Below are 22,498 nucleotides of genomic sequence, written 5' to 3'. Positions count from 1 at the left end.
GACCGGCCGGCCTCACGCCGTCTTGTCCGCCTCCTCTTCGACGACCACCGTCCCGGCGCCGCCGTCGATCGTGATCAGGTCGCCGGTGGAGATCGTCTGCGTGGCCCCGCTCAGGCAGATCACGGCCGGGATGCCGTACTCGCGCGCCACCGTGGGGCCGTGCGCCACCGCCGACCCGGTCTCGGTGACCAGGCCGCCGGCCGTCATGAACAGCGGGGTCCACCCCGGGTCGGTGGTCGGGGCCACCAGGATCTCCCCCGGTTCGATCCGTGCGCCCGCCGGGTCGAGGACCACTCGCGCGCGCCCCGTGGCCCGGCCCGCCGCGGCCGGGGCGCCGACGAGGGTCCCCTCGGAGGCGGGCAGCGGCGGGGCCAGCGCCTCGACGTCGGTGCCGTCGGACAGCATCGCGGCCGGGACGTGCCGGCGGCGCAGCTCGCGGGTGTAGAAGGCCTTCTGTTCGGCGACGCGGTCGCGCTGGTCGACACCGCGCTCGGCTGCCGCGCGGGCCCGGTCGAGATCGAGGAACACGATGTCCTCGGCCGCGTCGAGCAGGCCGCGGTCGGCCAGCTCGGCTCCGGCGAGCAGCAGCTGCCGGCGCATCTCGGCGTAGGGGATCAGCCAGGCGAACTTCGTCAGCTCCCGCATGCCGACCAGCTCGCGGGTGCGGCGCATCAGGAACGCGGCGACGCGCCCGCGCACCGGCCGGGCGCGGACCGCGCGCCGCGACAGGTCGGCGACGGCGGCCTCGGCGCGGGCCGCAGCGCGCTCGAAGCGCCGCGGGGGCGCCTGGTCGGGATCGTCCGAACGCAGGTAGTTCGCGATGGTCGCGAACAGCGGCGCGGGGTCCTCCGCCCAGCGCGGCACGCCGAGGTCGATCTCCCCGCCCGCGCGGTGGCCGTAGCGGCGCAGGAACCCCTCCAAGCCGATGTCGGGTAGCGTCCCCGCGTGGTAGCGGGCCGCCAGCTCGCCGGGGTCGGTCCCGGTCAGCAGGTCGCGGTGCTCGGCCGCTCCCTCGGCCAGCCGCCACAGCTCCAGGTCCATCTCGGTCGTGATGTTGTGCGGCGCCCCGGCCAGGACCTCGGCGGCCTCCTCGGCCGTGGCGACGCCCTTCAGCAGCGCCGGGACCGCCATGGGCAGGAACACGCCGACCATGGTCGGCATCGCGACCCGGGCGATCGCGGGCCCGTAGATCGCGGAGAAGCCGTCCTCGCGGAGGTAGCGCAGCCGCTCGGCGGCGTCGGCCTCCGCGCCGGGACCGCGGTGGCGGCGGAGCTCGGCGACGCCCGCGCGGGCCCGGGCGCGGGCCGCTTCGGGGCGGGCGAGGACGTCGGCGCAGGCGAGCACCGAGGACGGCCCGTAGCGCAGCGCCAACTGGAGCACGGGCAGCACGGGGAACCGGCCGGGTGGCGGGACCGCGGTGAAGCGCGGGTCCTGCGCCATGCGCCGCACGGCGGCCTGCACCCGCGGGCCGTAGACCGTCATGCTGTCGGCCAGGTCGGGCCGGACCCGCGGCATCCGCATCAGGCCGGTGAGGTCGACGAAGAGCCGGCCGCCGATCGCGGCCACGTCGACGTAGTCCCGGACGCCGTCGTCCAGGCGCGCGACGGCGAACATGCGCTCGACGGCCTCTTCGAGCATGGACATGCCGACGGGGGTGAACGGCCGGACCATGCCCTGGATGTTGCCGACCTCCACGTAGAAGCGGGGCCCGGGCCTCCGGGGCTCGGCCGGGAGCGGGAAGAGCGCGGTGATCGGGCGCGACTGCAGCAGCCAGAGGACGCCGTCGCGGTCGTAGGCCCACTCGGCGTCCTGCGGCGCGCCGAGGCCGTGCTGCAGCCGCTCGCCGGCCGCGTGCAGCTCCGCGAGCTGCCCGGGCGAGAGGCAGCCGTCGTCGGGGCCCTCGGGGTGGGCGCCGGCTTCGAGGACGTAGTGGTCGGGGGTCACGCTGCCGTCGACCACCGCCGTTCCCAGACCGGGTACCGCGTCGACGACGCTGCGCGAGCGGCTGCCGGTCGTCGGGTCGGCCGTGAACAGCACGCCGGCCGTCTCGGCGTCGACCATGCGCTGCACGACCACGGCCATGCGCGCCTCGGTCCCGGGCGGCAGGTTGGCCTCGCGGTAGGCGCGGGCCCGGTCGGTCTCCAGCGACTCCCAGCAGCGGCGCACCGCGTCGACCAGCGCGCCCTCGCCCTCCACGTTGAGGTAGGTCTCCTGCTGGCCGGCGAAGCTGGCCTCGGGCAGGTCCTCGGCGGTGGCGCTGGAGCGCACGGCCACGGGCCCGCCCCCGAGTTCGCGGTAGGCCGCCAGCAGCGCATCCTCGGGGATCTCCCCCGCCGCGTAGGAGTCGGTGGTGAGGCAGAAACCCGGCGGCACGCGCTCACCCAGGGCGACCATCGCGCCGAGCCCGGCGGCCTTGCCCCCGACGGACTCCTCCATGCCCGCCGCAACGGCGTCCAGCCTCACCACGTCCATCGCGCATTCCTCCTCGCGGCGCCGAAGAGCCCGCCGTGGGGCGGCTCAGACCGTCGGCGTCCTGCCGCCATGGTGCCGCCGCGCGGTGCGCCGGGCCAGAGCCGCGGGGGCATTCGGCCGTCAGGGGGGCGTTAAGGGAGCCGCGCGGCCTTCGCGCCGCCCTTTCGCACGAGGACGAGGACTCCGACGGCGGTCGTGCCGAGCCCCAGCAGGAGGATCGGCACGCCCAGGTAGAACCCGAAGGCGTAGGCGCCCTTCTCGGTGCTGCGCGGCGTGACGGCGTGGCCCGGCTCCCCCGGCGCGTAGGCGACGGTGAGGGTCTCGCCCTCGTGGAAGCCGTCGGAGCCCAGGCCGCGGAGCTCGACACGGGACTGCGGGGCGCCTGCGGCCGCGTAGTCGACGTAGACGGTGACGTCCTCCCTGCGGTCGCCGTCGTCGTCGTAGTCGACGTCCACGTCGCGCTCGACCACCGTCGCCTCGGCGCGCGCGGTGTGATCGGTGTAGTCGGTCATCCCCTGGAGGAGGAAGGCCGCGCCGACGATCGCCAACGCGCCCCCGATCCCCAGCACCGACTGGCGCTTCCGCTTCCGCTTGGACCCGAACCGCATTTTGCCGCCCACGGGGACCGTCCTCGTCTCCTCATCGCCTCTGCACTGTTCGAATGCTCGGACGCGCCGCCCGCGGCCGGGGTTCCAGCGCCGCGCGCCCGCACCGCCGGACGGCGGGGCCTCCGGGCAGGGGGTCAGGGACCGCGGCGTTCGGTGCGGGAGGCGCCGCGCAGGAGCACGGCCCCCGCGGCGACGGCGCCGAGCCCGGCGAGCACGGAGGCCGCGCCCAAGAGCAGGCGCCAGGAGTACGCCCACGCGCCGGTGCTGCGCGGCGTGACGGCGTGGCCCGGCTCCCCCGGCGCGTAGGCCACGGTGAGCCTGTCGCCCTCCTGGTAGGTGTCGGCGCCGAGCCCGGCGAGCTCGACGCGGTCGTGCTCCGCGCCCTCGGCCCGGTAGCCCACGTAGACCGTGATCTCCTCCACCGCCGGCTCGCCGGGGTCGGAGGCGGAGACGGCGACCTCGCGCTCGACCACGGTCGCCTCGACGCGCGCGGTGTGGTCGGAGTAGTCGGTCGTGCCCTGGAAGAACTGCAGGCCGCCGCCGACCGCCGGAATCGCGCCGATGACCATGAGCGACTGCTTGCGCCGCCTGCCGTGCAGCAGCCCGCCGATCCCGGTGGTGGGGTGCTCCCTCATTGCCTCGCCTTCCGTCGGCCGGTTCAACCGTCCCTGAAATGCACCCGGCGCGGCCGCGGTTCCGACTAAGGCCGGACCCGGCCGATGCGAATCCGCGGACCGGATCGCGCGAGCGCCTGCGGCGCCGTGTCGTCGGCGCCGGCGGGCCGGCAGGGGCGCGACTGCGCGAAACGACCCTGCGCTGGGCCGGCCACCGGATCGAGGGCACCGGTTGCGCCGTCCGGACCGGGAGGGCCCCGAGACCGAGAACGCAGTGAAGACGCGCCAGCGGGTCGAAGAAGCCGACGGGCGAAGCCGGCAGAGCCTCGCCCGGCTGCGCCGGCCGGACCGCGGGCGCGGAGTCCTTCCTCGTCGTGCTCAACCACACCGGCGCCGACGCCGTGGCCCCCCTCGCGGGAACCGACCTGCTCGCCGACGAGGGTCCCGCCCGGCACTGGACCGTACCGGCGGGCGGCGTGCGGGTGCTGCGGGAGGCGGCCGGGTAGCGCGTGGCAGAAGGGAGGGTACCGGGATCGCTCGCAGGCCGGCGGAGTCCGAATCACCTGGGACTACGCCGGAGCCGCGATTCGATCCCTGCATATCCGACCGGTGGTCCCGCAACGCCTGTGGGAGCGTTCACACAACGAGTGGGACCGCGCCCCGCCGGCTCCTGGGCTCGGCGACGTACCGCTTCGCTGCCGCTCCCGGGAGGCCCGCCTTCCGCCGGGTACGCGCGGGCCGGGGGCACGCCCACGCTGACGCGTCAGGCCTCGGCCAGACGGGTGACGGTTCCGGTGTGATGCGTCATGCGGGTGATCGGCCACGCCGAGGTCGCGGCTCCGGCGGCGTGCAGCGCGGTCCTCAGGATCGCGGACGCCTTCTCCAGCGCTGCGATCGGGTCGTCGGTGAAGACCAGGACCTCCACATTCATCACCGATTCTCCGGCGTCGCTGCTCACAGTGGGGTCCGCGATGTCGTCGTTGCACGCGTCGAGGTCCATGAGCGCATCCATCAGGGAGCTCGCTCGCCGGTGGAACGACGCGGGAGACACTGGAACGGCAGTCGCGACGTAAAGGTCGAAAGCAACCTTCACCGCCTGCTTGCTCATCGGTCCTCCTCGGTCGTCCTCATGCATGATCGACGCTTCGCCCAGCGGAGCCGCTCCTCCCAGTGGCGAGGGTTGGAAGGGGTGAGGTGGATATGGGTCATGTGATCACCGCACGGACAGTAGACGGTGAAGTACTTGGGCGGATCCTCGATTCTCCAGCCTAGGCGGTCGAACTCGTGGAGGACTTCCCGACCGTCTTTCTTGGGATGCTTCTCCCAGTACGTACCCACGGCCGGTCCCCCGCTACCGATGCTCGGCTGGTGGAGACGCGCTTGCAACCGCCCCCACGCACACTGTTGACGACGATCACACGCACGAGGACCACAGGAGCGGTCCGGCCGGGTGACCTGGAAGCCGCACCATTGTCGCGTGCTGTGACGGGCTGTGTGCGGAAACGGCGGCGGAAACGTGCATCCGGCCGATTGCGGCCACGGACCGGCCGCCGTCCGGGCCGCCGCCGGCCGGGCGAAGCGTTCTCACCGCCGGCTCGGACCGCTGGTCCCGGCGCCGGCGTCCTCTCCTGTGGGGCTTGCCACACGGGCGTATGACGCCTAGCATGCCGCCCGGCGGTGAATCGATTCGACTAACGAGTGCAATCGTTCGTCGAATCGATTCGAACACGAGCGAGGAGGCGCGGAGCCGATGGCCACCATCAAAGACGTCGCCCAGGCGGCGGGGGTCGCGCCCAGCACGGTCTCCTATGTGCTCAGCGGTTCCCGCAAGATCTCGGCCGAGACCCGCGCCGCCGTGCAGGCCGCAGTCGAGGAGCTCGGCTACCACCCCAACGCCGGGGCCCGGTCGCTGCGCAGCACCCGCACCGACGTCCTCGCGCTCGCGCTGCCGCTGTCGGGGACCGGGTACCTCCCGGTCGGCGGTCGTTTCATGTACGGGCTGAGCGAGGCCGCGGGGCGGCACGGCTACCTGGTGCTGCTGGTGACACCGCCGGGCGCGGGCGACGCCGGCGCGGGCTTGGAACGGGCTGCGCGCAGCCGGTTCGCCGATGCCGCGGTGCTGATGGGCGTCGAGATGGAGGACCCCCGCGTGGCGGCCATGCGCGTGCTGGACTTCCCCGTCGCGCTGATCGGCCATCCCGCCGACGAGTCCGCCGCCCCCTGGACCGACCTCGACTGGGAGGAGTCCGCGCTGGCCTCCGTGCGCGCTCTGCGCGACGCCGGGCACCGCCGTGTGCTGTACCTGGCCACGGTCGAGGAGGACGTCGACACCCGGCGCACCTACTCCGTCCGCGGCATCCGCGGCGCCGAGCGCGCCGCGGCCGAGGCGGCCACGCACGTCGACGTCTGCCACTCCAGCGGCGACCCCGCCGAGCTGTACCGCAGGCTCGACGCGCGATTCGACGCCGCGGACCCGCCGACGGCACTGGCCGTCCAGCACCCCGCGGCGATCCCCGGAATCCTGCGGCATCTGGCGGCGCGCGGGATCCAGGTGCCCCGCGACGTGTCTCTGGTGGCCGTCGGCAGCTTCCCCGAGGACCTCGGCGGCCTCGACGTCACCCGCATCGAACTGCCCGTCGCCGAGATGTCGGCCGCCGTGACCCGGCTGGCCGCCGAGGCGGTCGAGGCGGCCGGCGACCCCGGCCGCTCCGGCGGCCCCTCCGCTCGGCACCGCCTCATCCCGCCGCGGATGATCCGGGGGTCCACGGTGGCTCCGGCTCCCTGACCCCCGGCCGCGCGCCCGGGGCGCCTCCCGCCGCCCCGCCGTCCCCTTCCCCCGACCAGGAGTCCGCCACCCCTCGCGGGCCGCTGCGCCCGCCCTACGGAGACCCCCATGAGAGACCGCCTACTGCGGCCGCCGCGCGGCGTGCCCGCGGCGGCCGCCGCGCTGGCCCTGCTGTGCGCCGGATGCGCCGCCGAGCCCGACCCGGACGTGTACACGATCATGAACTCCAGCACCGACGAGCCCTACCACAGCTGGGACGACGAGGTCATGAAGGAGTGCGGCGAGCGCGCCGGGGTGCAGGTGCGCCAACTGAGCGTGCCCGCCGACCAGCTGGTGCCCAAGGCGCTGCGCATGGCCTCGTCGCACTCGCTGCCCGACGTGCTCGTGCTCGACGGCTCGGACATGCCCCAGTTCGCCTCCGCGGGCGGCCTGGTGCCGCTGGCCGAGCTGGGCATGCCGCCCGACGACCTGTCGGAGGGCGCCCGCTCCTTCGGCAGCTACGACGGCACCTACTACGGCGCCGCCCGGTCGGTGAACTCGCTCGGACTGTTCTACAACAAGGACATTTTGGAGGAGGAGGGCGTCGCGCCGCCGCGGACCTGGGACGAGCTGCGCGCGTCGGCGGAGCGGCTCACCGAGGGCGACCGCTACGGGCTGGCGATCAGCGCGCTGTCCACCGCGGACGGCGTCTACCAGTTCTTGCCGTGGCTGTGGTCCAACGGCGGCGACGAGCGCCGGCTGGACTCGCCGGAGTCGGTGGAGGCGCTGGAGTTCGTCGTCTCGCTGGTCGAGGACGGATCGGCGTCGCGCTCGGCGGTGAACTGGACCCAGGCCGACGTCAACGACCAGTTCATCGCGGGCAACGCGGCCATGATGATCAACGGCCCGTGGCAGCAGCCCGTGCTGGCCGAGCACCCCGACCTCGACTGGGGCGTCGTGGAGGTCCCGGTACCCGAGGAGGGCGACGAGCCGGTGGCGCCCATCGGCGGAACGACCTTCACGGTGCCGGTCAACACCGAGCACCCCGAGCGCGAGAAGACCGCCGGCGAGCTGGTGGCGTGCCTGACCGAGCCGCAGGCCCAGCTCGAGTGGTCCACCAAGGCCAGCAACGTACCGGTGAACCCGCAGGCGGCCGAGCGGTACCGCGAGGAGGTGCCGAAGCTGGCGGCGTTCGCCGACCAGGTCGAGACGGCGCGCAGCCGGACCGAGCACGTCGGCACCGACTGGAACGTCTACTCCCAGGCCATCGGCACCGCCCTGCAGGCCGCCCTGACCGGTGAGGCGACCCCCGAGCAGGCCATGTCGCGGGCGCAGTCGCAGGTGCGGCAGGAACTGAGGAGCCGGCAATGACGACGACCATCTCCGCCTCCGCGAACTCCCCCGGGCCCGCGTCCCGGGAGCGCCTCCGATCCGAGGACCGGCGCGCGACCGCCCGGCGCCGCCGCGTCGCCTCCCAATGGCTGTTCGTCGCCCCCGCCGTGCTCTACATGCTGGTGTTCTTCAGCTACCCGCTGGTGCGCAACGTGGTGATGAGCTTCCAGAGCTACACCCCGGCCACCTACTTCACCGGCGAGGCGCCGTTCACGGGCCTGGACAACTGGCGTGCGGTGCTCGGCGACGAGCTGTTCGCCTCCTCGCTGTGGCACACCCTGCTGTTCACGGCCGGGTCGCTGATCGGCCAGTTCACCATCGGCATGGCCCTGGCGCTGTTCTTCTCGCGGCGCTTCCCGCTGTCGGGCGTGATGCGCTCGCTGCTCCTGCTGCCGTGGCTGATCCCGATGGTGGTCGCCGGCACCCTCTGGCGCCGCGTACTCGACCAGGAGACCGGGGTGCTCAACGAGGCGCTGCAGGGCCTCCAGCTCACCGATTCCGCGATCCCCTGGCTGAGCAGCCCCGACTTCGCGCTGCTGTCGGTCGTCCTGGTCAACATCTGGATCGGGGTCCCCTTCAACATGGTCATCCTCTACGGCGGGCTGCAGGAGATCCCCAAGGAGATCCGCGAGGCGGCCGTGCTGGACGGCGCGGGCTTCTTCCGGCGGTTCTTCGGCGTGACGCTGCCGATGCTGCGGCCGGTGGTCACCGTGGTGCTGGTGCTGGGCTTCATGTCCACCGTCAAGATCCTCGACCTGATCCTGGCGCTGACCAACGGCGGCCCGGCCAACGCCACCGAGACGCTGGGCACCCACACCTACCAGCTGTCCTTCCTGGAGCTCGACTTCGGCCAGGGCGCCGTGGTCGGCAACGTACTCATCCTGATCAGCATGGTCTTCGCCGTGATCTACCTGCGGGCCAACCGCGAGGGGGTGGCGCAATGAGCAGCACCGCGAGCAGCGCCCGGGGCGCGGGCACGCGCCCGGCGCGCACCGGGCGCCGCGACTACACCGGCACGGTCCTGGGCGTGCTGATCCTGGCCGTCCTGCTGTTCCCGCTGTACTGGATGGTCAACATCGCCCTGCAGCCCGCGGCGGCGCTGTCGGAGGTGCGGTGGCTGCCCCAGACACTGGACCTGAGCAACTTCCGGCGCGCCTGGGAGTCGCAGGCCGGCAACCTGCTGACCAGCATCCTGGTGGCGCTGGGCGCCGTGGCGGTGTGCCTGGCGCTGGCCGCGCCGGCCGCCTACGCGCTGGCCCGGTTCCGGCTGCGCGGTGCGCGCCCCGTCGTCTTCGGCACGCTGATCACCCAGATGGTGCCGGGCATCGTGGTGGCCAACGCGCTCTACAACGCCTATGTGCAGCTCGACCTGGTCAACTCCTACCTGGGCCTCATCCTGGCCGATGCGTCGCTGGGGCTGCCCTTCACCATCATCCTGCTGCGCGCGTTCATGGTCGCCATCCCCGAAGAGGTACTGGAGGCCGGGATGGTCGACGGCGCCGGCCGGTGGCGGGTGATGCTCGGCATCGCGCTGCCGATGAGCCGCAACGCGCTGATCACCGGCGGGCTGTTCACCTTCCTCTTCGCCTGGAGCGACTTCCTGTTCGCGCTGACGCTCAACACCACCGACGCGGTCAAGCCGGTGACGCTGGGCATCTACGAGTACCTGGGCGCGCACGTGGGCGACTGGGGAGCGGTGATGGCGGTGGCGACGCTGTCGTCCGTTCCCGCGGCGGTCCTGCTGGTCATCGCCCAGCGCTACGTCGCGGCGGGCATCTCGGGGGGTTCGATCAAGTGACGCCGCCGCGACCCCGGTCGCAGCGGGCGCCGCCGCCGCGCCGGCGGCGCCCGCCGGGCCCCCGCCGACCCCCAGCAGAGGACACGCGCAGCACGCAGCACGAGACGAAGGCGGCCATGAAGTTCACCGACGGGTTCTGGCAGACACGGGAGGGCGTGCGCGCCCACTACGCGCGCGAGACCCGCGACGCCCGTGTCGACGACGACGGCATCACCCTCTACGCACCCGTCCGCGCCATCGGCCACCGCGGCGACACCCTGAACACGCCGCTGCTGACGGTGGAGGCCTGGTCACCGGCGCCGGGCGTCATCGGGGTGCAGACCACGCACCTGGCGGGCTCCCGCCGCCCCGCTCCGGAATTCGCGGTGCGCACCGACCCCGCCGCCGCGCCCAAGGCGCGCCGCGAGGGCTCGGTGGTGGAGCTGGAGAGCGGCGAGCTGTCGCTGCGGGTGGACACCGACGGACCGTGGCGGCTGGAATTTTGCTCCGGCGGGCGCACGCTGACCTCGGTCGGCGATCGCGGCACCGGGTTCGTCGAGACCCACGACGGCGACCACCACATGCTGACGCAGCTCTCGCTGGGCGTGCGCGAGCTGGTCTACGGCATGGGCGAGCGGTTCACGCCGCTGGTGCGCAACGGCCAGGCGGTCGACATCTGGCAGGCCGACGGCGGCACCAGCAGCGAGCAGGCCTACAAGAACGTCCCCTTCTACCTGACCAACCGCGGTTACGGGGTCTTCGTCGACCACACCGGCCCGGTCTCCTTCGAGACGGGGTCGGAGTCGGTGGGCCGGGTGCAGTTCAGCGTCTGCGACCAGGCGCTGCGCTACTACGTGATCCAGGGCGCCACACCGAAGGAGATCCTGGACCGGTACACGGCGCTGACCGGCCGCCCCGCGCTGGTGCCGCCGTGGTCGTTCGGGCTGTGGCTGTCGACGTCGTTCACCACCGACTACGACGAGCAGACGGTGACCGGGTTCGTCGACGGCATGGCCGAGCGCGGCATCCCGTTGAGCGTCTTCCACTTCGACTGCTTCTGGATGCGCGAGTTCCACTGGTGCGACCTGCGCTGGGACCCCGAGCGGTTCCCCGACCCCGCGGGCATGCTGGCCCGCCTCAAAGAGCGCGGGCTGCGGGTCTGCGTGTGGATCAACCCCTACATCGCCCAGCGCTCGGAGCTGTTCGAGGAGGGCGCGCGGCTGGGGCACCTGGTGCGCCGGCCCGACGGCACCGTGTGGCAGTGGGACATGTGGCAGGCGGGCATGGCGCTGGTGGACTTCACCAGCCCGGCCGCGCGCGCGTGGTTCGCCGGCAAGCTGCGGGCCCTGCTGGACATGGGCGTGGACTGCTTCAAGACCGACTTCGGTGAGCGGATCCCCACCGACGTGGCCTGGGCCGACGGCGCCGACCCGCAGGGCATGCACAACTACTACACCCATCTGTACAACGCCACGGTGTTCGACCTGCTGCGCGAGGAGCGCGGCGAGGGCGAGGCGGTGGTCTTCGCCCGGTCGGCCACGGCCGGCGGGCAGTCGTTCCCGGTGCACTGGGGCGGCGACTGCGCCTCGACCTACGGGGCGATGGCCGAGAACCTGCGCGGCGGGCTGTCGCTCGGCCTGTCGGGGTTCGGGCTCTGGAGCCACGACATCGGCGGGTTCGAGGGCACGCCCGACGCGGGGCTGTTCAAGCGGTGGCTGGCGTTCGGGCTGCTGTCCTCGCACAGCCGGCTGCACGGCAGCCGCTCCTACCGCGTGCCGTGGGCCTTCGACGAGGAGTCGAGCGTCATCGCCCGCCGGTTCGCCCGGCTGAAGTGCCGGCTGATGCCCTACCTGTTCGGCGCGGCGGTCGAGGCACACCGGCACGGGGTGCCCGTCATGCGGGCGATGCTGCTGGAGTTCCCGGACGATCCGACCTGCCACCACCTGGACACCCAGTACATGCTCGGCGGCGACCTGCTGGTGGCGCCGGTGTTCTCCGCCGAGGGCGAGGTCGAGTACTACGTCCCCGAGGGCGAGTGGCGCCGGCTGACCGACGGAGAGGCGGTGCACGGGCCCGCCTGGCGGCGCGAGGTGCACGGCTTCGACTCGCTGCCGCTGCTGGTGCGCCCGGGGGCGGTGCTTCCGGAGGGCGCGGTGGAGGACCGCCCCGACTACGACCTCGCCGACGGCGTGACGCTGCGCGTCTACCCCGGCGCGGGAGCCGCGGCACCGGTGCGCACCGAGATCCCGGCCGCCGACGGCTCACCGGCCGCGGTGTTCACCACCCGGCGCGACGGCGGAGCGGTCGTGGTCGAGGCCGGGTCCGATACCACCGCCGCGTGGAACGTGCTGCTGATCGGCGCCGACGCCGCCGCGTCGGTGGAGGGCGCCCAGCGGGTGGTCGAGACCGCCGAGGGACTGCGCGCCGAGCCCGCGCCGGGGTCCCGGCGGGTGCGGGTCCGCCTGGACTGACAGTGAGGATGTGTAGCGGCTTCTCCGCCGGATCCGGACCGACCGACGCCGGCAGGCTGTCCGCTACGCGCTATGTCGGTCCGTGCCGGGCAGCCACCGCACGCGACCGGAGGGGCGCCCCTGACCGTGGAGCAGCTTGGTTCGCAGGCCCCCCGCCACTGTCCTGTCCGCCCGCTCGACCGGCGCGTGCGGCCCCGACGGAACCGGCGACAGGACGACCACGACCAGCATGAGCGATCAGCCCGCGGAAGCCGCAGCGGGCGTGGACACCCGCGGCGACACGCACCACGACACCATGCCACCCGCCCGCACTACAGCCGCTCGGCATCCATAGGAGCATCGCTCGGCGCTGCGGGCGGGGGCAGGGGGCGGTGGCGCTGCGAGCGGCCGCGGGGAACGCGCGGCCGCCCGCGGCCGTCCGACGGGCGTCGGGCGGTCTGCGTCCGCACCCGGTGCGTGGCAGGATGTCCGCACCTCAGCCCCCGAACCAGGAGGACGGCGACCGTGGTCGACGCGACCGGAAACAAGGCCTTCAAACCGGGCAGGACACCCGGCGACTCCCGGTTCCGCCGCTGGTTCGCGGGGCCGCCGGGGTGGGTCGTCGGGGTCGCCGCCGCGGTCACCGCGCTGTTCAGCCTGTGGACGTACTCGGTGCCGGGCGGCTACTTCGTGCCGCTGCTGGCGACGACGTCGGTCTGGGCGCTGCTGCTGCTCGCCGTCGGCATCAAGGCGGTCATGCAGCCGGTCTTCGGCGTGCGGCGGGGGCGTCCCCGGTGGCATGACTGGGCGCGGTGGGGCGCGGTGCTGGGGATCATGGTCGCCGCAGTGGGGCTCACCCAGTCCGGCGCCTGCATGCGCGCGGGCACCGCCTGGGCCGAACCGGCGGTGGCCGACTACGCCGCCGACGCATCCGCGGCCGAGGCCCCCGACCGGTTCGGGCCCTACCGGGTGAGGCGGGCCGAGGACCTCGGCGACCAGGCGGGCGCGCGCTTCCTGGTCGAGGGCGCCGGGTTCCTGAACGACCGGGGCTTCGCCTACAGCCCCGACGGCACGCCGCCGGGCAGCGCCGACGACGCCTACGAGCACCTGAGCGGCCCCTGGTACACCTGGACCCGCGACTTCTAGCGGCCGACCGCAGGTGCGAACCCTGCCGGCCGGGGGCCGTCCCCGCACAGGAGGGGACCGTCCTCGGGGCGGCATCCGGTCGGGCCGCCCCCGCGCATGTCACAGCCGCGCCGTTGACCTGCGTGGACGGATAGGCGGCGATCGGCCCTCGGCAAACGTGCGGCCGGGCACGGCGCCCGTCGGCGGCGGTGCCCATCCTTCACCGGCCGTACGCGGGCCGGATCGGCAGACGGTGCGCGCCCTCTCGGCGCAGGAAGCGCAGGGAGGCGCAGCGGCGGGCCGGTCGCGCCACCGGAGGGCGGGCGGCGCAGCGCGCGGTCGGCCAAAGCACCGTTCACGCCCTCCTCGGTCGGACCCGGCTCCAGCCCGCAATCGGCGTGTAGGCTCCCTTCCCATGGCGAGAGAACCGGCACAGCGCGGGAAGCCGGCACCCGCGGCGCGGCCGGACTCTGCGGAACCGGAGCGACAGCGCCCCGCACCCGTGCGGGCGAGCCTGGTGTTCCTCGGCGGAGCCCTGATCGCCCTCGTGGCGCCTCCGCTGGCGGCGGGTGTCTTCACCGACCAGGGGCCCGCGGCGCTGATCACCGTGGCGCTGGTCGAGCTGCTGCTGGTATGGGCCATCACGGCGTGGTGGCTGCGCCGCCGCCGGCTGCGGTGGGCAGACGTCGGACTGAGCACACGGCACTGGGTTCGCGACAGCGCGCTGGGCGCCGCCGTCGTGGTGCCGCGGTTGCTGCTGGAGTTCGGCGTCCTCGTCCCGATGGCGGGTGGAGCCGACAGTGCCGAGGTGCGCGAGGTGCTGGACAACGCGGCCGCCGGCGGAGCCGCCCTGGCCGCCACGCTGGCGCTCGGCGTGATCGGGGGCGGCATCGCCGAGGAGCTCTACTTCCGCGGATTCCTGATCAAAGCGCTGCCGGAGGCCTTCCGCCGGCGCCGCCGCGCGGTCGGCGTGGCCGCGACCGTGTCGGTGCTGCTCTTCGGTCTGCTGCACGTGCCCGCCGGCGGCCCGGAGGCGGCCTCCATCGCCGTGGCCGGACTCGTCTATGTCGGCCTCTTCCTGCTCACAGGCCGCTTGACCGCCCCGATGGTCAGTCACTGCCTGTGGAACACCGCGGCCGTCGCGGCCGTACTCGCCCTGTACGGCTGAGGATACGGCTGAGACCGAACGCATCGCCGGCCCACTCGCCTTGACACACACATGGCTGCCCGGCCATTCCCGGCCCGCAACGGCTCCGGAGCCGCCGGCCCTGACACCCGCCGACGTCGCGCGCAGGGGCCGAGCCCTGCTGAGTGCCGGGTGTTCCCGGTTCACCGGCCTGCGCGGCGCACTGGAAGCGCCGGTTCCCGGGCCGGATCGGACACACGGAGCTCTGGCCATGTCAGGCCATGCAGCGAATCCCCCCGTGCTCCGAATCTACAGTTCCGGTGTGAACGAATTCCTCTACCCGACACTGTCGGGGGTAGTGGCAACCCTCGTCGCCACGGCACTCGTCTACGGATGCAGCACCGTGGTGAAGCGCGTCAAGGAAGATCCGGACCGCTACACTCGCGAGATCGCCCGACTGACCGCTGCGCTGAATGCAGCGGTCGTCGTCCCGGCCCTCGTCGGCGGAGGATGGCTACTGCACAGGATGCTCCGATGGGGCCTGGACTGGGCGGCCCGGGTGGCGGCAACCCCCGGAACCGATTTCGATGACGTGCCCGACGCCGTTTGGCAACGGCTGTTCGAGCACTCCTGGCCGTGGCAGTACACCTGCGCCGCGTTCGTGGTGGTGGCGCCCCTCATCGTGACCGGGATGATCGCCGACCGGGTGAAGGAGACCGAGTCGCTCAGCATCATCCGCCACACCTTCCTGCAGGTGATGCTCGGCGCATTGGCCCTGCTGGCCGTCGCGGTCCTCGCCGGCATCGTCGTCGGCGCACACGTCGCGGTCGATACCGCATCGGCCTGGGCCTTCGCCACCGAACCGGCCTACTTCCCCGGGCTCACCGAGGCGTGGTCGCTTCCCTGGGACCTGGAGTGGACGGTTCTCGCAGCGGTCGCGGCGGGAAGCGGCTGCGTCCAGTACTACACATTCCTCGCCTTCACGGACATGGTGCGCAGGGCGGCCTGAATTACCAACCGGCCCTTCCTTCCGGCCGAAGAAATCCGGATCGGGCCCTCGTTCCCCGATACCCCGGACAGGGAGGAGGACCGGATGGAACGCACGAGGCGCTCTTCGTTCGTGCGGCGCCGGGGCCGCCCGAACGAAGAGCGCCTTCACCGTCTCGGTACTGCGCTCGGCGAGCACGACTCGAATGGCGGACATGTGCCCGCTCCGCGGGCGGGTGCCGAGGGCGAGGCGGGCGGGCATCTCGTCGCAGGCCGGTGAAACCGCCCGCCTTTTCGAAAACGCGGCAGCCGCCGGCTCAGGACGATGCCGCCTCCCACACGAACCCGTCCGGGTCGGTGAAGGGTCCCGCGTCGCTGCCGACCGCGAGCCGGTGCGATCCCTCGCCCTCGGCGGAGACGCCGGCGACCTTGGCGAGGGCGCGGCGCCCGTAGAGCGCCAGCTTTACGGGGCTCGACGGCGGGCCCAACTCGACGTACTTGCGGCCGTAGCTCTTCGCCACGTCGAAGCCGCGGTCGACGTAGAACCGTTTGCTCGCGGCCACATCCGCGACGCCGAGCTGGAGCACGAAATCGTCGATCCGCCGCGTGTCGGTGCCGGTGTCCTTCTTTGACGAGGACGCGACCGTCCAGATCGTCCCGTCCGGTGCTTGTACGACGCCGCCGTATCCCCACAGCGACTTCGCGGCCGGCTTCAACGCCACGGCTCCGGCGTCGAGGGCCCTGCCGACGAAACCGTCGACCGTGGCCGGCCCGGGCACGACCAGTGACAGGGTGAACCCGCGGAAGCCGGTCGTGGGTTCCTCCGAGGCCCGCACGCGCACCCGGCCGCCCATTCCGAAGGCGGCGGTGTAGAAGCTGTCGGCGGCCGCGGTGTCGGCCGCCTCGATCACGACAAACTCGATGGACGCCATGGTCATCACGCTAGTGGCAGCTCACAGCACTGCGCTTCTCGATTCCTGACCGATGGGCCGTTCCCTCGCGGGGGACGGCCCCCGCACCGGCGGGAGCGAGTACGGCACCCGGGCGGCCCCTGCTGCGCCCGGAAACGGGAGCCGGTGGGCCGGGCGGACGCGCGGGCGTCCGCCCGGGCGCACTACCAGCCGTTGAGCAGCAGATGGTTGGCGGCCAGCGCCAGCGCGGCCTGCACACCCAGCCACACCCGGTGGTCGCGTGCGGGCAGCAGAGCTGCGGCGGGTACCGCCCACACCACGAACGGCAGCCAGATCCGCTCGGTCTCGCCCTTGCTCATGCCCGACAGGTCGGCGGCGGCGATCGCCAGCAGGGCGGCCGTCGCCAGGACCACCAGGGCGTCGGTTCCCCGGGGCGGTCCGCGGCGCAGGCGCACCGCGGCCGCCGGCGCGGCGAGCACGGCGCGGCGCAGTCCGGCTATCGCGGCGGGTCCCGCGGTGATCACCACGATGGCCAGGTTCGCCCAGACCCAGTAGTAGTAGGGCCGCTTGCCGCCCACGCCCTGGAAGTAGCGGGTGACGAGCAGGTCGTATCCCTCCAGCCACCAGAACCCCGCGGCGGTGAACGCCGCCGCGACCGCCGCGGCGCCGAGGACGGCCAGGGGCAGCGGCCGCAGGGTGCGGATGCAGGCGAGCACCGCCACCGCGAGGACGGCCATCAGTGTCAGTCCGTAGGACAGGTACAGCACCCAGCCCAGCAGCAGGCCCGCGCCCAGCGCCGCGGCCCAGCGCGCGCCGGCGCGCGCCGCCGTCCCGGCCACCGCGAGCAGGGCCAGGCCCCAGGCGGCGACCGCGGCGAAGTAGCCGTCCGCCGAGGTGCCCACCCACACCGCGGCGGGTGCCAGCACGATGAACGGCGCGGCCAGGCGCGCGGGCTGCTCGGCGCCCAGGGCGCGCAGCGCCACCAGGATCGCCGCGGCGGCGGAGGTGCCGACGACGATGCAGAACACGCCGGCCCACGCCCCTCCGCCCAGGCCGGCGTGGTCCAGCCCGACGAAGGTCAGCATGGCGCCGGGCGGGTGCCCGGCCACGTGGGCGGGCCAGTTGTCCGGCACGTCGATCAGGATGTAGTCGGTGAAGCCGCGCAGCGCCGCGCCGGGGTCGTCCCAGCGGTGCATGGCCAGGAGGTACTCGTGCTTGCCGCGCAGTTGGCCGGCGATGCCCCGCTGCCAGCCGTCGATCAGGGCGAGCGCGAAGGTCCAGGCCATCGCCGCGCCCCAGGAGCACCACACCAGCGCGCGCCAGGGCAGCCGGGCCGCGGCCGCGGGGCCCCAGCCCACGACCGCCACCGCGATCGCGAGCGCGGGCAGGGTGCCGGGGCCGACGTGCGGCATCCAGTCGGAGTACAGCGGCTCCCAGTCGACGTAGAGCTTCTGGCCCGCGCGCTCGATCAGCACGCCGACGACCGCGGCGGTGGCGACGAGCACCGCCGCGCCCACGGCCGTGGCGACGTCGGGGCGGCGACGGGCGCGGGGCGCCGCGGTTTCGGGGGCGGGCCGCTGCGGACGGGCGGTACTCACAGCGCCTCCGCGGGTGCCGTCCGCCGCAGCGACCGGCCGCCGCCCGCTCCGGCAAGAGCAGCGGCGGCGATGCGGCGGCGCGCCGGGCGGGCCGCGCGCGGCGGCCGGGACCGCGCCGCCGGCGAGCGGAGGCCCGCGGGGGACGGCGCACGCCGTGGCGCGTCGTAAGAGCGGTCCGCCGCAGCCGCGCCTAAGGTGTGGGGCGGCGGCGGGGCGCCGCGCCGACCGCTCGGACCCGGCTGGAGGGGACCGCTCGCGCAGCACGGGAGATCGGCGGGCTCCGCCCGCAGCGAGTGCGCGCAGGCCGACGTGCGGGAGGCCGGAATGGACGACAGCGGACGCGGTGAGGGCGGCCCCGGCCGGACGGACCCCGCGGGCGGCCCACCGCCGCGCGGCGGCAGCGGCGCAAGGCCCGGCGCCGCAAAGGCCGCGGGCCTGCGCGGTCGCCTGGGCTCGGCTGCACGCGAGGGCCCGCCGGGCCCCTCACGCCCGGGGTTCTGGCGCAGCCCGCTGCGGGGCCCGTGGCTGACCTCCGTGCTCGGCCTCGTGCTCCTGGCTGGGGTCGCGGTGGTGTTCACGACCGGTCTCCTCTCCTACGCCGCCTACAATCCCGACCTGGCGCCGGTCAACGACACGACCCCCGACAAGGGCCTGCTCGGCTTCTACCTGTTCGACTGGCCGACGGACCCGCACTGGCTCTACCGGCTGACGCAGGGCCTGCACGTGACCCTCGGCGTCGTGCTGGTGCCGGTGCTGCTGGCCAAGCTGTGGTCGGTGATCCCGAAACTGTTCACCTGGCCGCCGGTGCGCTCCGCGGCGCACGCGCTGGAGCGGCTGTCCCTGCTGCTGCTCGTCGGCGGAGCGGTGTTCCAGTTCGCCACAGGCCTGCTCAACGTCCAGCTCACCTACCTCTTCCCCGGCTCGTTCTACCGCCTGCACTTCTACGGCGCCTGGGTCTTCATCGCCGCGCTGGCCGTGCACGTCGCCCTGCGGCTGCGCGTGGTGGTCCGTGCGCTGCGCACGCGCGGGCGCGACACGGGCCCGCTCCCGCCCGCCGCCCGCCCCTCCCCCGCGGTGCGGGGCGGCACCGGGCTGGAGGCGGTGCGCCCGGCTCCGGCAACCGTGTCGCGGAGGGGAGCGCTGGGGGTCGTCGGGCTGGGGTCGCTGACCCTGTTCGCGGTGACCGCGGGGCAGAGCATCGGCGGTCCGCTGCGCGAGACCGCGCTGCTGGCGCCGCGCGGGCGCACGCCGGGCACCGGTCCCAACGGATTCCAGGTCAACAAGACCACCGCGGCCGCGGGCGTCTCACCCTCCGACATCGGCCCCGACTGGAGGCTGACCGTGCGCGGCGGCGGACGCGAGCGCGTGCTGGACCGCGCGGACCTGCTGGAGCTGGCCCAGCGCAGCGCGGAGCTGCCCATCGCCTGCGTGGAGGGGTGGTCGACCACCGACCAGGAGTGGAGCGGGGTGCGGCTGTCCGACCTCGCGGCGCTGGTCGGCGCGAGGTCGGGGGACGGCGGCCCGCCGGGGGTGATGGTGGAGTCGGTGCAGCGGGAGGGCGCCTTCCGCTCCGCCGCGCTGCGCGCCAACCAGGTGCGCGATCCCCGCTCCCTGCTGGCCCTGCGGGTCAACGGCGCCGACCTCTCGCCCGACCACGGGTTCCCGGCGCGCGTGATCGTCCCGGCCAACCCGGGGGTGCACAACACCAAGTGGGTGGGCCGGCTGACCTTCGGCGGGCTGACGTGACGGGCGGCCGCCTGCTGAGCCGGTACGGCGGATCGGGGCTGCACCTGGTGCTGACGGTGTGCTCGCTGGCGCTCGCCGCCTACGCCGGCCTTCGCCTGCTCGCCGAGGACCCCGTCGCGGTGGCGGTGTGGTTCGCCGGCGCCGCGATCGCCCACGACCTGGTCCTGCTGCCGGCGTACTCGGCGCTGGACCGCGCCGCCCAGGCGGCGGCGGGCGTCCGCGGCCGCGGCGGCGACGGGCGCGGGCCGCGGCCGTGGCTGAACCACGTGCGGGTGCCCGCCCTGCTCTCCGGGCTGCTGCTGTTGGTCTGGCTGCCGCTGATCCTGGGCCTGCCGGGAGGCTATGAGCAGGTCACCGGCATGCCCGGCGACGTCTTCGCGGGCCGTTGGCTGCTCGCCACGGCCGTCCTCTTCGGCGCCTCGGCGCTGCTGTTGGGGGCGCGGGTGCTGGCGGCCCGGGCCGGGCGGCGGGGCGGTCCCGCCCGCTGAGCCGCGCCGCGCCGCCGCCGGCCGGGCGGTCCTCATAGGGCCGCCCCGGCGCGCCGGAGGGCGGCGAAGCACCGGCTCCCCCGGTGCCACGTCTCGGCCACCTCCCACCCGGTGCTGCCGACCGCCGCCGCCAGGGCGCGCAGCCCCACGCGCGCCCACAGGAACGGGGCGCTGCACCGGCCGCGGCCGTCGCACACGTGCACCGCCATCCGCTCGTCGACGTCCTCGCCCGCGGCCTCCACCAGCAGCAGGCCGCGCGGGGCCACCACCTCGGCCAGGCGCGCGAGCAGCCGCTCGGGCGCGCCTCCGATGCCGATGTTGCCGTCCAGCAGCACCGCCGTGTCCCAGCCGCCCTCACCCGGCAGCCGGTCGAAGACGCTGCGGCACAGGGCCCGGCCGCCGGCGGCGCGGGTGCGGCGCACGGCGTCGGGGTGGACGTCCACGCCCAGGGCCCGGTGCCCGCGCCCGGCGAGGTCGGCCACGATCCGCCCCGGCCCGCAGCCGACGTCGAGCACCGTGCCCAGGCAGCGCCGCAGGACCGAGTGGTCGGCCGCGTCGGGCAGGGCGCACCAGCGCTCGATCTCCAGGGGCAGCACGCGTCCGTCCGCGCAGCGCAGGTACAGCGGGCCGCGGCCGCTCCCCAGCGCCCGTGAGTAGGGGTCGCCGGTGCGGGCCGCTGCGGCGGTGTGCGCGGCGCCCGCGCCCGCCATCAGGCACCTCCCGCACAGCTGCGCTGCCAGACCGCCGCGAACCGGCCGCCGGGGGCGGCCCGGGCGACGCGGGCGGCGGCCTCGGGGGTGTCGGCGTCGACCAGCGGAGGCAGGTCGCGCACCCGCAGGCCGGCCCGCACCAGCCGGTCGCGCTGGATCGCGCCGGTGCGCTCGGTGGACATCGGCACGCCGCGCAGCAGGCGCGGGTCGGGGCGGGCCATTCCCAGCGCCCAGAACCCGCCGTCCTCGGCGGGGCCGAACCACGCGTCGGCGTCCTGCCAGGCGTCGCCGGCCAGCGCAGGCGCCAGCAGGGACGGGGTGGCCTGCGGGGTGTCCATGCCGATCAGCAGCGTGGGACCCGTGCAGGCGGCGAAGGCGGCGGCGAGCCGCTCGTCCAGGCCGCCGCTGGCCTGGGCGACGACCTCGAACCCGCGCTCGGGCAGCCACGGCCCCGGTTCGCCGCTGAGCACGAGCACTCTGCGGCGGGCGGGCGCGGCCAGGACCGTGTCGAGGGTGTCGGCGAGGGCCGCGGCGGCGAGCTCGGCGGCCGTCTCCGCGCCGAGGGCGGGTGCCAACCGCGTCTTGGCCCGCCCGGGCAGCGGTTCCTTGGCGATGACCAGCAGCGCCGTCGGTCCGGTGGGCGCGCGGCGCTCGGCCGCGCGCGGGGCGGGCGCGCGCCGTGCGGACTCCGGGGACCGGGTGCCGGCCTGCGCGGCGGCGGTGTCGCGCCGGCCGCCGTCCGGGCCGGTCATCGGGTCTCCTCCGACGGTGTGCGCAGGACCGCGCGCATGTCGCGGACCGCCGTCCAGGTGCCCCGCCAGGTGCCGGTGACCTTGGAGCGCCCGCTGCGCGGGGCGTAGGGCACGTCGACCTCGCTGATGCGCCATCCCGCGTCGGCGGCGCGCACCACCATCTGCAGCGGGTAGCCCGAGCGGCGATCGGTCAGGGCGAGGCCGAGCAGGGCCGCGCGCCGTGCGGCGCGCAGCGGTCCGATGTCGCCCAGGCGCACCCCGGTGCGGCGGCGCAGCATCCGCGCAACAGCGGCGTTGCCCACGCGCGCGTGCGGTGGCCAGGCGCCGCGGGCGGTGGGGCGGCGCCGACCCACGACCAGGTCGGCCGCGCCGCTGCGCACCGACGCGACCATGGACACCAGCAGCGCGGGGTCCAGGGAGCCGTCGCAGTCGCAGAAGCAGACGAACTCCGCTTCGGCCGCGCGCAGGCCCGTATGGCAGGCCGCACCGAAGCCGCGCCGGGGCTCGGCGACGACCCGCGCGCCCAGCCGCGCCGCGATCTCGGCGGAACCGTCGGTGGAGCCGTTGTCGACGACGATCGCGCGCCACCCGGAAGGTATGCGGTCCAGCACCCACGGCAGGGCCTCGGCCTCGTCCAGGCACGGCAGCACCACGTCGGCCGGCGGCGCCCCGCCGCCCACCGGTCCCCCCGACAATCCCCGCTCCGGACCTCCGCGCGGCTCGCCTTCGCCCATGGCACCTCCTGCGCCGGCCTGGCGGAGGCTCTCCCCGCCGCCGTATCACTCACGAAGAGTCAACGATCCTGCACTCTTCGTTCCCTGTCATTTGTCACCACGCCCGGGACACCGCGCAGGAGCCCCGGGGCGTAACGGTTCTTCGGAGCCGCCGACCACGGAGCGACCCGGCGCGGCGGAAAAAAATCTCCGGCGCGGGCCGCGCGGCGCCGGCGGCGGGCGGGCGGGTCGGCGCCAAGAACCA

The 22,498-nt window shown here is 74.5% G+C and carries 20 protein-coding genes; 11 read left to right on the top strand and 9 right to left on the bottom strand.

Annotation, left to right across the window (positions count from 1 at the left end; translation table 11 throughout):
* Positions 1 to 12: 12 nt before the first annotated feature.
* The 3 genes from ABD284_RS23390 to ABD284_RS23380 form a co-directional block, all read right to left on the bottom strand.
* Complete coding sequence (locus tag ABD284_RS23390) at positions 13 to 2,472, bottom strand: PEP/pyruvate-binding domain-containing protein (protein ID WP_344147732.1); 2,460 nt, start codon at positions 2,470 to 2,472, stop codon at positions 13 to 15.
* Between the two features lie 131 nt (positions 2,473 to 2,603).
* Complete coding sequence (locus ABD284_RS23385; RefSeq protein ID WP_344147729.1) at positions 2,604 to 3,092, bottom strand: DUF3592 domain-containing protein; 489 nt, start codon at positions 3,090 to 3,092, stop codon at positions 2,604 to 2,606.
* Between the two features lie 122 nt (positions 3,093 to 3,214).
* The gene (locus tag ABD284_RS23380) at positions 3,215 to 3,715 is read right to left on the bottom strand and encodes a DUF3592 domain-containing protein (RefSeq protein ID WP_344147725.1); all 501 of its coding nucleotides are present in this window, start codon (positions 3,713 to 3,715) and stop codon (positions 3,215 to 3,217) included.
* A 353-nt stretch (positions 3,716 to 4,068) separates the two neighbouring features.
* Here ABD284_RS23380 and ABD284_RS23375 point away from each other — a divergent pair, with 353 nt between their 5' ends.
* Positions 4,069 to 4,200, top strand: coding sequence for a hypothetical protein (locus ABD284_RS23375; protein WP_344147722.1), 132 nt, complete (start codon positions 4,069 to 4,071; stop codon positions 4,198 to 4,200).
* Positions 4,201 to 4,457: 257 nt separating this feature from the next.
* Here ABD284_RS23375 and ABD284_RS23370 read toward each other — a convergent pair whose 3' ends face one another.
* Positions 4,458 to 4,802 (bottom strand): hypothetical protein, encoded by a 345-nt coding sequence (locus ABD284_RS23370; RefSeq protein WP_344147718.1) that lies wholly within the window; start codon positions 4,800 to 4,802, stop codon positions 4,458 to 4,460.
* Positions 4,803 to 5,444: 642 nt separating this feature from the next.
* On the opposite strand from ABD284_RS23370, the gene ABD284_RS23365 reads away from it, so the two are divergent.
* The 8 genes from ABD284_RS23365 to ABD284_RS23330 all read left to right on the top strand — a co-directional run bounded on the left by ABD284_RS23365 (position 5,445) and on the right by ABD284_RS23330 (position 15,337).
* Positions 5,445 to 6,479: a LacI family DNA-binding transcriptional regulator gene (locus ABD284_RS23365; protein ID WP_344147715.1), complete on the top strand. Its 1,035-nt coding sequence runs from the start codon at positions 5,445 to 5,447 to the stop codon at positions 6,477 to 6,479.
* A 108-nt stretch (positions 6,480 to 6,587) separates the two neighbouring features.
* A complete protein-coding gene (locus tag ABD284_RS23360; RefSeq protein ID WP_344147712.1) occupies positions 6,588 to 7,829 on the top strand; it encodes a sugar ABC transporter substrate-binding protein in 1,242 nt (413 codons plus the stop codon).
* A complete protein-coding gene (locus ABD284_RS23355) occupies positions 7,826 to 8,794 on the top strand; it encodes a carbohydrate ABC transporter permease (RefSeq protein WP_344147709.1) in 969 nt (322 codons plus the stop codon). The genes ABD284_RS23360 and ABD284_RS23355 overlap by 4 nt, the downstream gene beginning before the upstream one ends.
* Complete coding sequence (locus tag ABD284_RS23350; protein WP_344147706.1) at positions 8,791 to 9,648, top strand: carbohydrate ABC transporter permease; 858 nt, start codon at positions 8,791 to 8,793, stop codon at positions 9,646 to 9,648. The genes ABD284_RS23355 and ABD284_RS23350 overlap by 4 nt, the downstream gene beginning before the upstream one ends.
* Before the next feature lie 116 nt (positions 9,649 to 9,764).
* Positions 9,765 to 12,098, top strand: coding sequence for an alpha-xylosidase (gene yicI / locus ABD284_RS23345; protein WP_344147703.1), 2,334 nt, complete (start codon positions 9,765 to 9,767; stop codon positions 12,096 to 12,098).
* Between the two features lie 504 nt (positions 12,099 to 12,602).
* Positions 12,603 to 13,223: a hypothetical protein gene (locus tag ABD284_RS23340; RefSeq protein ID WP_344147700.1), complete on the top strand. Its 621-nt coding sequence runs from the start codon at positions 12,603 to 12,605 to the stop codon at positions 13,221 to 13,223.
* 481 nt (positions 13,224 to 13,704) lie between these two features.
* A complete protein-coding gene (locus ABD284_RS23335) occupies positions 13,705 to 14,370 on the top strand; it encodes a CPBP family intramembrane glutamic endopeptidase (protein ID WP_344147697.1) in 666 nt (221 codons plus the stop codon).
* A gap of 280 nt (positions 14,371 to 14,650) precedes the next feature.
* A complete protein-coding gene (locus ABD284_RS23330; RefSeq protein WP_344147694.1) occupies positions 14,651 to 15,337 on the top strand; it encodes a hypothetical protein in 687 nt (228 codons plus the stop codon).
* A gap of 295 nt (positions 15,338 to 15,632) precedes the next feature.
* On the opposite strand, the gene ABD284_RS23325 is transcribed toward ABD284_RS23330, so the two are convergent.
* Together ABD284_RS23325 and ABD284_RS23320 are read right to left on the bottom strand one after the other, a co-directional pair.
* The gene (locus ABD284_RS23325) at positions 15,633 to 16,247 is read right to left on the bottom strand and encodes a glyoxalase (protein ID WP_344147691.1); all 615 of its coding nucleotides are present in this window, start codon (positions 16,245 to 16,247) and stop codon (positions 15,633 to 15,635) included.
* Positions 16,248 to 16,429: 182 nt separating this feature from the next.
* Positions 16,430 to 17,824, bottom strand: a complete 1,395-nt coding sequence (locus ABD284_RS23320; protein WP_344147688.1) for a hypothetical protein — start codon at positions 17,822 to 17,824, stop codon at positions 16,430 to 16,432.
* A gap of 324 nt (positions 17,825 to 18,148) precedes the next feature.
* Here ABD284_RS23320 and ABD284_RS23315 point away from each other — a divergent pair, with 324 nt between their 5' ends.
* Entirely contained in the window at positions 18,149 to 19,570 is a 1,422-nt protein-coding gene (locus ABD284_RS23315; protein WP_344147685.1) for a molybdopterin-dependent oxidoreductase, read from the top strand.
* Positions 19,567 to 20,058, top strand: a complete 492-nt coding sequence (locus ABD284_RS23310; protein WP_344147682.1) for a hypothetical protein — start codon at positions 19,567 to 19,569, stop codon at positions 20,056 to 20,058. The genes ABD284_RS23315 and ABD284_RS23310 overlap by 4 nt, the downstream gene beginning before the upstream one ends.
* Before the next feature lie 32 nt (positions 20,059 to 20,090).
* Here the strand turns inward: ABD284_RS23310 and ABD284_RS23305 are convergent, their stop codons facing one another.
* From ABD284_RS23305 to ABD284_RS23295, 3 genes are read right to left on the bottom strand one after another with little or no spacing between them, the layout of a single operon-like run.
* Complete coding sequence (locus ABD284_RS23305; RefSeq protein WP_344147679.1) at positions 20,091 to 20,768, bottom strand: class I SAM-dependent methyltransferase; 678 nt, start codon at positions 20,766 to 20,768, stop codon at positions 20,091 to 20,093.
* Entirely contained in the window at positions 20,768 to 21,520 is a 753-nt protein-coding gene (locus ABD284_RS23300) for a TIGR04282 family arsenosugar biosynthesis glycosyltransferase (protein WP_344147676.1), read from the bottom strand. Before ABD284_RS23300 ends, ABD284_RS23305 begins: the two co-directional genes overlap by 1 nt.
* Complete coding sequence (locus ABD284_RS23295; RefSeq protein ID WP_344147673.1) at positions 21,517 to 22,254, bottom strand: glycosyltransferase family 2 protein; 738 nt, start codon at positions 22,252 to 22,254, stop codon at positions 21,517 to 21,519. The genes ABD284_RS23300 and ABD284_RS23295 overlap by 4 nt, the downstream gene beginning before the upstream one ends.
* Positions 22,255 to 22,498 lie beyond the last annotated feature (244 nt).

This window comes from Streptomonospora arabica, assembly GCF_039531585.1.
Classification (GTDB): Bacteria; Actinomycetota; Actinomycetes; order Streptosporangiales; family Streptosporangiaceae; genus Streptomonospora; species Streptomonospora halophila.
This window is presented reverse-complemented; position numbering and strand designations above follow the sequence as displayed.